The sequence below is a fragment of the Micromonospora sp. D75 genome, assembly GCF_018070405.1.
GTDB classification, from domain to species: Bacteria; Actinomycetota; Actinomycetes; order Mycobacteriales; family Micromonosporaceae; genus Micromonospora; species Micromonospora chalcea.
Window position 1 is genome coordinate 1 of sequence record NZ_JAGPXV010000111.1, and the last position, 12,207, is coordinate 12,207.

Genomic DNA, 12,207 nt, shown 5'->3' on the forward strand with positions numbered 1-12,207 from the left:
CTTGTGCACCGCGCACTCGAAGCAGTCGAACGTGTGCCGTGCCCCGTCGACGGTGCGCACCTCGAACGCCATCCAGTAGTCGTTACCGCAAACCTCGCAGGTTGCCATGCGAAACCCCCCGAAAACGGACCTGTCATCCGAGAGTCGCGCAGACGACACCATCGAGCAACCGGAACCGGCGAACCTGATCCGGCCCTACGGCGAGTCGCTCCCGGCGTGTCGAGCGTTGACTCCGGTGACCGCCGAAAATCCCCGGAGGATCCGTGATCAAGCGCAACAAACTCTTCGGCAACCAGACCCGGGTGACGTTCTCGCTGCCCCGGGACACCCCACCCGGCACGGTGAGCGTGGTCGGCTGCTTCAACGGCTGGGAGCCCGGCCGGCACGAGCTGGTGCCGCGCCGCGACGGCACCCGTACCGTGACGGTCCGGCTGAAGCCGGGGGAGTACCGCTTCCGCTACCTGGCCACCGGCGGCGTGTGGCTGGACGACGAGGCCGCCGACCGGGTGGACGAGGCCGGCGGCCTGCTGCGGCTGTGACGCCGCCGTCAGCCGGCGCTGGGCTCCAGCCGCACCGAGATCGAGTTGACGCAGTGCCGGGTGTCCTTCGGGGTGAAGCCCTCACCCTCGAAGACGTGCCCGAGGTGGCTGTCGCAGCGCGCGCAGCGGATCTCGATCCGGCGCATCCCGAGCGTGTTGTCCGGGATCTCCTTGACCGCGCCCGGGATGGCGTCGTCGAAGCTCGGCCACCCGCAGTGCGAGTCGAACTTGTCCTCGCTGCGGAACAGTTCCAGCCCGCAGGCCCGGCAGTGGTAGACGCCGGGGGTCTTGGTGTCGACGTACTCACCGGTCCAGGGCGCCTCGGTGCCGGCCTCGCGGAGCACCCGGAACTCCTCGGGGCTCAGCCGCACGCGCCATTCGTCCTCGGTACGGGGCAGTTCGTTGTCGGAAAGACTCACCCCTTCACGGTACGTCGGCTGTCGGTGGCATCGCATATGGTCGCGTGATGGCGGGCAAGGGCACGGTCGAAGAGATCGAGGTAGCCGGGCACACGGTGCGGTTGAGCAGCCCCGACCGGGTGATCTTCCCCCAGCGGGGCTTCACCAAGGCCGACGTCTTCCGCTACTACCTGGCCGTCGGCGACGGGATCATGCGCGCCCTGCGTGACCGGCCGACCACGCTCCAGCGCTTCCCCGACGGCATCGAGGGGGAGATGTTCTTCCAGAAGCGGGTGCCGCAGCGGGGCGTACCCCCGTGGGTCCGCACCGCGCGGATCGCCTTCCCCAGCGGCCGCCCGGCCGACGAGCTGTGCCCTGCCGACCTGGCGCACGTGACCTGGGCGGCGCAGATGGGCACCGTCGTGTTCCACCCGTGGCCGGTGCGCGCCGCCGACACCGACCGCCCCGACGAGCTGCGCGTCGACCTCGACCCGCAGCCGGGCACCGACTTCGCCGACGCGGTGACCGCCGCCGGTGAGCTGCGCGGCCTGCTGGACGAGCTGGGCGTGCCCGGCTGGCCGAAGACCTCCGGTGGCCGGGGCGTGCACGTCTACCTGCGCATCCAGCCGCGCTGGACGTTCGTGGAGGTCCGCCGCGCCACCATCGCGCTGGCCCGCGAGCTGGAACGACGCCGCCCCGAGCTGGTCACCACCGCCTGGTGGAAGGAGGAACGGGGCGAACGGGTCTTCGTCGACTTCAACCAGATGGCGCGGGACCGCACCATCGCCTGCGCGTACTCGCTGCGCGCCAACGCCCGCGCCACCGTCTCCACCCCGGTCGACTGGGACGAACTACCCCAGGTCGACCCGGACGACTTCCACCTGGGCACGGTGCCGGCCCGGTTCGCCGAGCGCGGCGACCCGCACGCCGGCATCGACGACGCCCCGTGGGACATCACGCCCCTGCTGGAGTGGGCCGAGCGGGACGCGGCGGACGGGCTGGGCGACATGCCGTACCCGCCGGAATACCCGAAGATGCCCGGCGAGCCGAAGCGGGTCCAGCCGTCCAAGGACCGCGACCGCCCCCGCCCCTGACGCCCGCCGCGCTCACGCCGCGCACGGGCCGTCATGGTCGTTGAGGTGGCCGCACCGGCCGGCGCCGTCGAGCCGGGCGTCGCACCAGACCCGGGTACGCACGAACTGGCTGTCCTCCTCGCTCAGCGTGGTCTCGCCGAAGTCGATGACCGTGACGTGGCCGAGCGAGTCGCGCAGCGTCACCGCGAGGGCAGCCGCCTCGTCGGCGCTGGTCAGCGTGGTGGGCAGGTGGATGATCCAGCGCTGTGCCGTCATCGGGGCCATCCGCCCGGCGGGGCGTCCGGGTCGCGGAGACGGCAGGCGCGATGCTGGGACTGCCACTGCCGCAGCGCCTGGCGCACGCGCTCGGCCTCGGTCCGCGTGGTGACCAGCTCACGGCTCAGGCGTTCGAGTTCGTCGGCCACCCGGTCGAGGTGGTCGCGCACCTGGGTCGGGTCGAGGCCGCGCCAGCGCCGGTCGAAGTAGGCGGCCCGGACGTGGTGCGGGAGCAGGCGTTCCCCGGTCACGTAGATCACCGCACGGGCGCCGTCTGCTCTGCGACGAGCGCGTGGATCTGCCGGTCGGTGAGCCCGCGCTGGTCGAGCACCCGCCGGCCCCAGCGGTGCAACCGGCACGGGTGGGGCGCCCGGTCGTTGCGACAGCGCGGTCCCTCGGGCCACTGCTCGGGGGTGTGCACGGTGATCGCCCGGACCGCGAAGGCGACATCCTCGGCGGTGATGTAGGGCGGAAGCGGAATGTCGCCGAGGATACGATCGATCGAGTCCATGACTCTCCCTTGTGGATTGACGCCAGGCGTGGGGACGGATGCCGGGATGAGGTTTCGGGGAAAGGCATCCGTCCCCGCGAACCCGCCGCGTCCCCGGCGGGCACCACAATGGTCAATTCCCCTCTGGCCCGGGACAATCTTTCGCGGCAGAATGCAGACCAAGGGATGAGGTGCCTTACGCGACAACACCAAAGGAGATGACGTGGACGACTCGGGAAGCACCGTCCCGCGTAGGCAGCTCGGCAGATATCTGAGAGAACTTCGCGAAGGCGCGCACGTCACGGTGACCGCGGCGGCCAAGGAGCTGGAATGGTCGGCGCCCCGGATCTGGCGTTACGAAACGGGCCAGGTGCCGATGCACCCGAACGACGTGGAAGCCATGTGCCGCGTTTACGGCGCGTCGCGAGAAACCATCGAAACCATGCGCTCTCTGGCCCGGGAAACCAAGGCGCACGGCTGGTGGCACAGCTACGGGGAGGCGATCAAGGACTGGTTCAAGCTCTACGTCGGGCTGGAGGCCGCCGCGACGAAGATTCGTCACTACGAAACGAATCTCGTGCCGGGTCTGCTGCAAACGGTCGAGTACATGACCGAGGTCATCGCTACCGACAGCCCACAGTTGAGTGAGCACGAGCGACTGGCCAAAGCCGAAGTTCGGCTGCGGCGGCAACGATTGCTGGCGCGTTCGGTGCCCCGGGCTCCCTATCTCGATGTGATCCTCAACGAGGCAGTGCTCCGTCGACCGCTGCGCGATCGGGCGGCGATGGGTAGGCAACTCGATGCCCTGGTGGTGGCAAGCCAGCAGCACAACATTCGGATTCGGGTACTTCCACTGAGTGCTGGGCTCTACCGCTGGGCCGCAGCGGGAACTTTCACGATGCTGGACTTTCCGACTGACGTGCGCGAGCCGGAGCCGACCACCATCTACATGGACGGCCCGTGCGGGGCCGCCTACCTTGACAAGGTCCACGAGATCCAGACCTACGAGGATGCCTGGCGCTCGCTCGGTGAGCGAGGGCACGCCGTGGACGGGTCCCGTGAGCTGATGACGACGATCGCGAAGGAGATGACCCATGGGACGTGACGGAGTGTGGCGCAAGTCGTCCCGGTCCGGCGGTGAGGGTAACTGCGTCGAGGTGGCCGGTTTCGCCGAAGTGGTCGGCGTGCGGGACACCAAGGATCGGCAGGGACCGGCGCTGAGTTTCGACCCGGCCGCATGGACCCGATTCGTCGGCGCCGTTCGCACGGGCCGGTTGAACGACCGACCTTGAATTTCACGGGCGGTGGGTCTGGTGCCCCTTCAACTCGGCATCGGACCTACCGCCCATGCGTTGCTCCACCGGCAACCGAAGCGCTCGAAGCGGGTATGCAGCAGCGTCAGGATCGGCAGGGCTGCATGTGTTTTCGCATCCCACGTCTGCGGCGGCAGCGCACCAACTGCTCCGGTGCCGACATCGATGCCGGAGTACCCCACGTGCTGGGGAAGACCAGACGTCCTCTGAGCATTGCCGCCACGAACTGCTCGAGGAAGGCCGTCTTCACGCTGGCGCAGAACTGAGCCGAGCGGAGGTAGGCGTGGCGGGTCCGGTTCTTTTGCAAGCGCATCCGTGAGCTGCACACATCGCAGAAGGCGGCACCTGAGAGCAGGTGAAGCACTGCCATGTCTCGCTGGGTCTTCTGCCGCGGGTCGGTCAGGATCGACCGGCACCGCTACGTCCCCTCATCGAGGATCGCCGGCCACTCTCGCATCCCCCACGATCTTGTCGAGGTGGACGCGCCTTCCGATGTAGCCGGGTTAACCAGGGTCCGCCGGATCTGCGACAGCATCCACCCCTGAACCGCCCCGGGGTGTGTGGAGTCTCTACAAGATCCGCGGCGGTTCGGTCAAGCACGACTCACAAATGTGTGCCAGAACCACGACTAAGGCGGTGTTGACACGGTGTCTGTCCGATGCCGATCGATGAGGTCAAGCCTGGCCGCGGTGGGAGGGTCTAGTGCAACTCGCCGTAGGGTCCACGGTGTGTCCTCACCAAGAAAGCGCATATCTCCGGAGCCACCGGCGCGATGGGGCCAAACCGGCGAGCAGTGAAGATCGACTGGTTCGATCGCCAAGAGTTGCCCGACCTCATCTAGCTTTCCGTGTGCCCCTGAGTCACACTCGGTTAGGAAGTTGCACGGCTTCTTAAGGGGTGAACATGCTAGAACGACGTCGACTCGCGGCCGCGCTGATGGCCACAACGGTGGTCGCAAGTGGGGTGCTGATGAGCGCTCCAGCCAGTGCTGCGACCGTTCCCAACATGTACCACTGCTCGACCCACACGTTGAACTGTTGGCAGACGAACCCACCGCATGTCGCGTCGATTATCAACAAGTGCTACTGGTACAACGATTACGTGTACAACGCGGCCTGGTACGCGGACACCTGCGACAAGTACACACCTCGCTGAGGGCGTAGAGCAATGCTAAAGGCGGGTCTGTGGATCTAGCGGTGTTTCCGGCCTGACCTGCCAGGCGTTGTGCCTGGTGAGGAGGGTGCCGTGACGACCGCGACACTGACCGGCCAGACCGGGCGTAAGAAGCGGCCCGAGCCGTCGGCAGAGGCGAACGCCGCCGTCGAGTTAGTCCGGATCGCGAAGGAACAGGGTCTGTCGTTGACCGGCTCGGACGCTGCTGGTGTGCGGTCGCCCGCGCTGGGCTGGCCGCTGGTGATCACCGTGTGACCTGGCTTGCTGGGGCGCTGGCTCCGGGCCTCAGCATCGGGTGTTTACCGACGCCGTGAACGACGAGTAAGTCCCGGAGGCGTGCCGCGACGCGAACCGGTAGGTGGGATTCAGCGCGGCGGCGCGGATGTTGCCCGCCGATACCGCCCGACCGGAATCCCGGCGGCGGCGAGCCGCTCCTGGCGGCGCACGTGGGCGTAGACGGTGGTGGGCTCCCGGCCGGTATCGGCGAAGATCGCCGCGTCGAACGTCGGGATCTCACCGCGCATGGCCAACAGCAGAAGGCAGGAGTTCTGTATGCCAGCCCCGCGACCCAGGTGGGGGTGTGTAGGTGCACTCACGCGACCACCCCGTCCCCGATGGTGTCCTTCGAGGACGCTGAACCCGGGTCGCCGCGAGGTTTGTTCTCCCGAACTCAGGCCTGCTCGCCGTAGAGCCTGAAGTCCGAGATGGCGGCGAGCAGGTCGCCCGACACATACCAGGGATTCTTCGTGCTGCCGACGACCTCGATGAGGATCGCATCGTCGTCGCGAGCGAGCACACGGAACTCGTCGCCGGTTCGGAGCGTCAGGCCGCCGCCGGCATCGGCGTCCTCGGCGATGCGGTAGACCCGCGACTTGGCTGCCGCTTCGGCGCGCGCGTCGAGCGTTCGCTTTATGGACCTGCTTGTCCTGATGACGGCCTTCACGCCAACCTCGCCCCCCTTGTAGGCGAGAGCACCTCCGGCGGCGACCGCGAGGATGAGCACGCGCGGTCCGCCGATCTTCCCGGCGATGGTCGTCATGTGCTGGTAGTCGGCCCACTTGGCCACGAGCGCCCCCGTTGAGTTCGAGTGAGCGTGAGCGTAACCGGTCCAATCAGAGGAGAACACGGGTCCGCCCTGCAGTGCCAGGCTCCGCGTAGTTCGCTGACCCCTCAGGTGGGCCCGATTCGGGCAGGCAATTGCATGATGACCCCATCGGCTAACCGGATTCGCCGTGTGAGAGGGCGTCCGTCTCACTGCCGAGAACACCCCAACCTGGCGAGAGCCTCCAAAACCGCAACACACGCAAAATACGTGAATCAGACGTCCTCTTGGCGGGGGTGCCCGAGCGGCCAACAGTCACGGCGTGGTGTCTCCCGGTTCCGGGGCTGGCGAGGGGCCGATAACGATCATGTAACGGGCGCGAACCTTTTCCGGGGCTTCACTGCTCTCTCTCGGCATCGGCCCGCCGGGGCCAGGAGAGGACGTCGGATGAAGCTGGTGTGGAGGCGGGCGGTAGAGGCCCGTGGGCTGCTGCTCGCCGCCGCTGTCGCGGCACTCGTCGCGGTCGCGTTGGTCACCGGGCTCTCCGACTACAACCGCCGGGCGGTGGACGCGGGCGCCCGGGCGGTGCTCGACGCCGCCCCGGCGGAGGAGCGCAGCCTGCTGATCAGCGGCTCCGGCGGGGCGGACGCCGCCGCGTACGCGGAGCGGGACCGGGCGGTACGGGCACAGTTCGCGAACGGGCTGGGCGGGGCGCCGGTCACGGTGGCCGGGATCCGCTCCGGCACCGGGCGGGAGCTGACCGGTGACGTGGGCGCCGCCCGTACCGACGACGACCCGATGTTCGCCAACCTGGCCACGCTTGACGACCTGCCCGCGCACGCCGAGCTGGCCGCCGGGGCGTGGCCGGCGCCCGGCAGCAACCCGTTGCAGGTGACGCTGCCGGAGAAGGTGGCCGCGCAACTGGGCCTGGAGGTCGGCGAGCGGGTGCCGCTGTACGACCGGGGCGCGGAGCGGGCCAGCACGGTGGTGGTGGCCGGCACGTGGCGGCCCCGGGACGCGGCCGAGGCGTACTGGCGGCTCGCCCCGGGGGTGGGGGAGAGCCAGGGCGACGCGGAGGTCACCTCGTACGGGCCGTTCGCGCTCGACCCGGCCGACTTCGCCCGTACCTTCCCCGGCTCGACCTCGGCGGCCTGGCTGGTGGACCCCGACCTGGTGGCCGTCGAGCCGGCCCGGTTGCCGGCCGTGACCACGGCGCTGAACGAGATCACCGAGCGGCTGCCCGAGGCCACCGGACTGGGCTCCTCCACGCAGCAGGTCAGCCACCTGGACCGGCTCGTGGACCGGCTGGGCCGGGCCGACCTGGTGGGCCGGTCCGCGCTGCTCACCCCGCTGCTGCTGATCGTGGTGCTCGGCGGGTACGCGCTGGTGCTGGTGGCCGCGCTGCTCAACGAGGACCGGCGGGCGCAGACCGCGCTGCTGCGGGCCCGGGGCGCCGCGCGCCGGCAGATCGCCGGATTCGCCGTACGCGAGGCCACGCTCGTGGTGGCGCCGGCGCTGCTGCTGGCTCCGGCGCTGACCGGGCAGGCGGTCCGGTATCTCGGCGCGGACCTGCGGCTGGCCGACGGCGATCTGGCCCGGGTCTGGGTGGTCGCGGTGGGCGCGGCGGTCGGCTGCCTGCTCGCCATGGTGCTGCCGGCGTTGCGCCGGGCCGGCACCTACGTCGCCGACATGGCGGCCCGGTCCCGCCCGTCCCGCAGCGCCGCCGTGCAGCGCGCCAGCGTGGACGTGGTGCTGGTGGCGCTCGCCGTGCTCGCCTGGACCCAGTTGCGGCAGTACTCCTCGCCGCTGGCCGGCGCGAACGGCAGCCTCGGCATCGACCCGCTGCTGGCCGCCGCGCCCACGATCGGGGTGCTGGCCGGCGCGGTGATCGCGCTGCGGCTGCTGCCGCCGACCACCCGGATCGCGGAACGCTTCGTCGACCGCCGGCCGTGGAACGCCACCATGTTCGGCATGTGGCAGGCGGGGCGTCGCCCGCACGCCGGCCCGGTGCTGCTGCTCGCGCTCGCCGTCGGCGGCAGCACGCTCGCGTGGTCGCTCGTCGCCTCCTGGGAACGCTCGCAGCGCGACCAGGCCCAGCACACCGTCGGCACGGACCTGCGGCTGACCGAACGTGACGGCACCGCCCCCGCGGACCGGGCCGCCCAACTGGCCGCCGTGCCCGGGATCGACCGGGTGCTGCCCGCCTGGCGTGACGACGTGCGCCTGGGCCGCGAGGCCCGGCCGGCGACAGTGGTGGCCCTGGACGCCGCCGCCGCGAAGGGGATGATCCGGCTCGACGACGCCGACGGCGGCGCGTCCACGGGCGCCCTGCTGGACCGGCTCGCGCGCGGCCGGGGCGCGCCGGTCGGCGGTGTCCTGCCGGCCGGGGCGAAGACCTTCTCCGGCATTGTCCGCACCCCGGTGGAGAGCATGTACGACCGGCCGCGCGTCGCCGTGACCGCGCTGTTCGCCACCGACGCCGGGGCCACCTGGCGGGTCCGGCTGGCCGAGGCCGGCGGCGAGGGACGGCCAGTGCGCTTCTCCGTGCCGCTGCCCGACACCGGCGGTGCCCCGCTGCGTCTGACCGGTTTCGAGGCCGACGGCGGCGACGCCACCGGCAGCTCGTACCGGCTGCTGCTCAGCGACCTGCGGCTCACCGACGGCGGCGGCGCGGCGCTGCCGTTGCCGGTGGAGGGGGCGTGGCGGGTGATCGACCCGGGCAGCGGGCCGCGCCGGGACGCCCGGGCCACGCCCACCGAGGTGGACGCGACGCAGGGCTTCGACGTGCCCGCGGGGTTGTTGCAGTTCGCCCGGGTGCCGTCGTCCCGGTTCGCCGTGGTGCCCATGGCCGAGGACCCACCGGTGCCGGTGCTGATCACACCGGGGGTCGCCGCCGCGCTGAGCGTGCAGACCGGTGACACCGTCAAGCTGTCGGTCTCCGAGGTGACGATCGAGGCCACGGTGGTCGGCCAGGTCGCCGCGATCCCCGGCACCGCTGGCGACGGCGTGCTGCTGGACCTGCCCACCGCCGGCGCCCAGTTGCTGGAACGCAGCGGAGGCGTACGGCCGGTGGCCGAGTGGTGGCTGCGTACCACGCCGGGTGGGCACGCCGCCGCGACCGAGGCCCTCGCCACTGTCGGCGGCACGGTGCTGCTGGACCGGCAGCGCGTGGCGGAGGAGGCCGCGGGGGACCCGTACTGGCAGGGCGCCCGCACCGGGCTGCTCGCCGCCGCGCTCGGGTCGGTGCTGCTGGCGCTGGTCGGCCTGGCGGTCGACGTGTGGGCCACCACCCGGAGGCGGCTCACCGAACTGGCCGTGTTCAACACGCTCGGCGCGAACACCCGGCTGCTGGCCCGCGCCTACCTCGCCGAGCAGGGTTTCCTGGCCGCGATCGGAGTCGGCGTCGGGCTGCTGGTCGGCGCCCTCGTCGCGGCCACCATGGTGCCGCTTGTGATCCTCACCCCGGCCGCCGGCCGGCCGGTGCCCGAGGCGGTCTTCACAGTGCCCTGGGTGCCGATCGGGGCGACCGCCGCCGGGCTGCTGCTCGCTGCGCTCGCCTTCGCCGCCGTCATCACCACCGGCATCCGCCAGCGGGTCGCCGCCGCGCAGCTCCGGATCGGAGGAGAACGATGAGCCTTCCTGGTGCCGCGCGCCGGGTCCGCGCATACGGGGGGCAGTTCCTGCTGCTCGCCGTCCTGACCCTGGTGACCGCGCTGTTGATCACGGGCGTGCCCCGGGTCGCCGACCGGCTGACCGGGCAGGGGCTCACCGAGTACGTGGCCGGTCAGCCGGTGGCCCGCCGGGACCTCACGTACAGCACCGCGCCGGACGTCGTGCCCGCCTCGGAGCAGCCCGTCGCCGCCAGCCGGGGGACCCTGCTCGCGGCGATCGAGGAGAAGATGCCCGCCGAAGTGCGCGACACGATCGGCGAGCGCTGGTTCGCTGCGCAGACCGTCCCGGGGCGACTGCGCGGTCCGACGCTCAGCGACGACAAGGGGCTGATCGACCTGCACCTGCGCGCCGGCACCGGCATCCGGGAGGCGGCCACCCTGGTCGACGGGCGGTGGCCGGAACGCGGCGTCACCCCGGCCGGCGCGATCGAGGTGACGCTCGCCGAGACGATCGCCACCACGCTGGGCGTCGCGGCCGGCGACCGGTTCCGTCTCTCGCTGCTGGACGCCGACAACAACGTGCTCAACTCCCGCCCGGTCGACCTGGTCGGCGTGTGGCGGCCGAACGACCCGGCCGGCGGTGTCTGGGACACGCTGCCGTCGATGCTGAAGCTCAGCCCGCCGGAAGGCGACGGCCAACCGTTCGTGGGCGTCGCGTACACCGCCGACGCGGGTCTGAACTCGATCACCGCCGGGGAATGGCCGGTGGCCTTCGGCTGGCGGTACCGGATCGCACCGGACCGGCTCGAACCGGGCCGCCTCGACGCGCTGATCGCCGGTGTCGACGGGCTGGACCGTGCCCTGCCCACCGAGGTCAAGGTGACCCTCAGCCAGGGCGTGGACATCCCGCTGCGGCGTTTCGCCGACTCGCTCGCCGCCGCGCGTACCCTGCTCGCGGTCATCGCCGCCGGGCTGCTCGCCACGCTGGCCGGGCTGACGCTGCTGGCCGCCCGGCTGGCCGCGAACCGCCGCCGCGCCGAGTTCCACCTGATCCGGGCCCGCGGCGGCTCGACCGGTGACGTGCTGCGCCGCGGTCTGGCCGAGTCGCTGCTGGTGCTGCCGGCCGCGGCCGGGATCGGCTGGCTGCTCGGCGGGTTGCTGCCCGGCGCCGGGTCGCCGTGGCTCTGGGTGCTGATCGCCGGGCTGCTGGCCACGCTGCTGCCGCCACTCGCCGCGCTCGCGGTCGGCCGCCGCGCCGGTGGCCGCTCCGACCTCGGCGGCCGGTCGCCCGCCGTCCGGCTCACCGTCGAGGTGGCGGTGCTCGGGCTCGCCGTGCTCGGCGCGTTCCTGTTGCGCCGCCGCGGGCTCACCGCCGGTTCGGTGGATCCGCTGCTGGTGTCCGTGCCGGTGCTGCTGGCGATCGCGGCGGCGCTGGTGGCGCTGCGCGCGTACCCCTGGCCGTTGCGGCTGCTCAGCCGCGTCGCCGCCCGGGCGCGCGGCAGCGTCGCGTTCCTCGGCGCCGCCCGCGCGGGCCGGGCCGCGAGCACCGGGCCGCTGGTCGTGGTGGTGCTGGCCGTCGCCACCGCCGCGTTCTGCGGCGTGGTGGCGACCGGCATCGAGAGCGGCCGGGACACCGCCGCCGCCCAGGCCGTGCCGGGTGACCTGCTGGTACGCGGGGAGCGCTTCGCGCCGGACACCGCCGGGAAACTGGCTGAGCTGCCCGGGGTACGCGCTGTCGCGCCGCTGCTCACGGTGCCGGCCGAGCGCCCGTACGCCGACCGCGCCGGACGCCCCGCGCCGGTCACCGAGCTGCGCGTGGTGCTCGTGGACGGCGAGCGGTTCGCCGAGGTGGCCAGTGCGGCAGGCGTACCGGTGAGCGTGCCCGACCCGGTGCGGGCCCGCGCCGACGGGAGCACGCCGCTGCCGGCGCTGGTGTCCCCGGCGGTCGCCGACGAGCTGGCCGACGCCGGGCTCGCCGACGCCCAGGGGGACCGGCCCGCCTGGCTGGACGTGCAGGGCAACCGGCTGCCGGTGCGCACCGCCGCCACTGTCGACGAGTTCGCGCTCGTCGGCGACGGCGTGGCGCGGTTCGTGGTGCTGTCGTGGCCGGCGTTGCCGGCGGACGCGCCGCACCAGCTCGCGCCCACCGGGTTCGTGCTGGCCGGCGTGGGCGTGGACGCCGCCGAGGTGGACCGGGTCGCGCGTGAGGGGCAGAACCGCTACCTGCGCATCGGCGGGGTCGAGGCCGGGGACAAGGCCCGCGCGCCGGAGGTCACCACCCGTTCGGCCGTC

Annotated in this window: 13 protein-coding genes and 1 pseudogene; 7 read left to right on the forward strand and 7 right to left on the reverse strand. The window is 71.9% G+C overall.

Annotated elements, in window-relative coordinates:
* Positions 1-108, reverse strand: a pseudogene (locus KBX39_RS09715) (Prokaryotic metallothionein); the annotation flags it as partial.
* Between the two features lie 155 nt (positions 109-263).
* Here KBX39_RS09715 and KBX39_RS09720 point away from each other — a divergent pair.
* The gene (locus tag KBX39_RS09720) at positions 264-539 is read left to right on the forward strand and encodes an isoamylase early set domain-containing protein (RefSeq protein ID WP_043325634.1); all 276 of its coding nucleotides are present in this window, start codon (positions 264-266) and stop codon (positions 537-539) included.
* Positions 540-547: 8 nt separating this feature from the next.
* On the opposite strand, the gene msrB is transcribed toward KBX39_RS09720, so the two are convergent.
* Positions 548-958, reverse strand: coding sequence for a peptide-methionine (R)-S-oxide reductase MsrB (gene msrB, locus KBX39_RS09725; protein ID WP_030503019.1), 411 nt, complete (start codon positions 956-958; stop codon positions 548-550).
* A 47-nt stretch (positions 959-1,005) separates the two neighbouring features.
* Between msrB and ligD the strand changes: the two genes are divergently transcribed.
* Positions 1,006-2,031: a non-homologous end-joining DNA ligase gene (gene ligD / locus KBX39_RS09730; protein WP_210870080.1), complete on the forward strand. Its 1,026-nt coding sequence runs from the start codon at positions 1,006-1,008 to the stop codon at positions 2,029-2,031.
* Positions 2,032-2,043: 12 nt separating this feature from the next.
* Here ligD and KBX39_RS09735 read toward each other — a convergent pair whose 3' ends face one another.
* The 3 genes from KBX39_RS09735 to KBX39_RS09745 are packed head-to-tail and all read right to left on the reverse strand — an operon-like array spanning position 2,044 to position 2,797.
* Positions 2,044-2,295 (reverse strand): hypothetical protein, encoded by a 252-nt coding sequence (locus KBX39_RS09735; protein ID WP_104114386.1) that lies wholly within the window; start codon positions 2,293-2,295, stop codon positions 2,044-2,046.
* Entirely contained in the window at positions 2,283-2,546 is a 264-nt protein-coding gene (locus KBX39_RS09740; protein ID WP_104114385.1) for a DivIVA domain-containing protein, read from the reverse strand. The genes KBX39_RS09735 and KBX39_RS09740 overlap by 13 nt, the downstream gene beginning before the upstream one ends.
* A complete protein-coding gene (locus tag KBX39_RS09745; protein WP_210870082.1) occupies positions 2,543-2,797 on the reverse strand; it encodes a hypothetical protein in 255 nt (84 codons plus the stop codon). Before KBX39_RS09745 ends, KBX39_RS09740 begins: the two co-directional genes overlap by 4 nt.
* Positions 2,798-2,999: 202 nt before the next feature.
* On the opposite strand from KBX39_RS09745, the gene KBX39_RS09750 reads away from it, so the two are divergent.
* The 3 genes from KBX39_RS09750 (at position 3,000) to KBX39_RS09760 (ending at position 5,517) form a co-directional block, all read left to right on the forward strand.
* Positions 3,000-3,881: a helix-turn-helix transcriptional regulator gene (locus tag KBX39_RS09750; protein WP_210870084.1), complete on the forward strand. Its 882-nt coding sequence runs from the start codon at positions 3,000-3,002 to the stop codon at positions 3,879-3,881.
* Positions 3,882-3,885: 4 nt separating this feature from the next.
* Positions 3,886-4,068 (forward strand): DUF397 domain-containing protein, encoded by a 183-nt coding sequence (locus KBX39_RS09755; RefSeq protein WP_210870094.1) that lies wholly within the window; start codon positions 3,886-3,888, stop codon positions 4,066-4,068.
* Between the two features lie 1,266 nt (positions 4,069-5,334).
* On the forward strand, positions 5,335-5,517 hold the full coding sequence (locus tag KBX39_RS09760) for a hypothetical protein (RefSeq protein ID WP_247660031.1): 183 nt from the start codon (positions 5,335-5,337) through the stop codon (positions 5,515-5,517).
* A 110-nt stretch (positions 5,518-5,627) separates the two neighbouring features.
* Here KBX39_RS09760 and KBX39_RS09765 read toward each other — a convergent pair whose 3' ends face one another.
* Both KBX39_RS09765 and KBX39_RS09770 read right to left on the reverse strand, forming a co-directional pair.
* On the reverse strand, positions 5,628-5,786 hold the full coding sequence (locus tag KBX39_RS09765; protein WP_210870086.1) for a hypothetical protein: 159 nt from the start codon (positions 5,784-5,786) through the stop codon (positions 5,628-5,630).
* A gap of 146 nt (positions 5,787-5,932) precedes the next feature.
* Positions 5,933-6,328, reverse strand: a complete 396-nt coding sequence (locus tag KBX39_RS09770) for a hypothetical protein (protein WP_210870088.1) — start codon at positions 6,326-6,328, stop codon at positions 5,933-5,935.
* A 423-nt stretch (positions 6,329-6,751) separates the two neighbouring features.
* Here KBX39_RS09770 and KBX39_RS09775 point away from each other — a divergent pair, with 423 nt between their 5' ends.
* Complete coding sequence (locus KBX39_RS09775) at positions 6,752-9,937, forward strand: FtsX-like permease family protein (protein WP_210870090.1); 3,186 nt, start codon at positions 6,752-6,754, stop codon at positions 9,935-9,937.
* On the forward strand, positions 9,934-12,207 hold a 2,274-nt coding region (locus KBX39_RS09780; RefSeq protein ID WP_210870092.1), incomplete at its 3' end, for a hypothetical protein. The genes KBX39_RS09775 and KBX39_RS09780, both read left to right, overlap by 4 nt.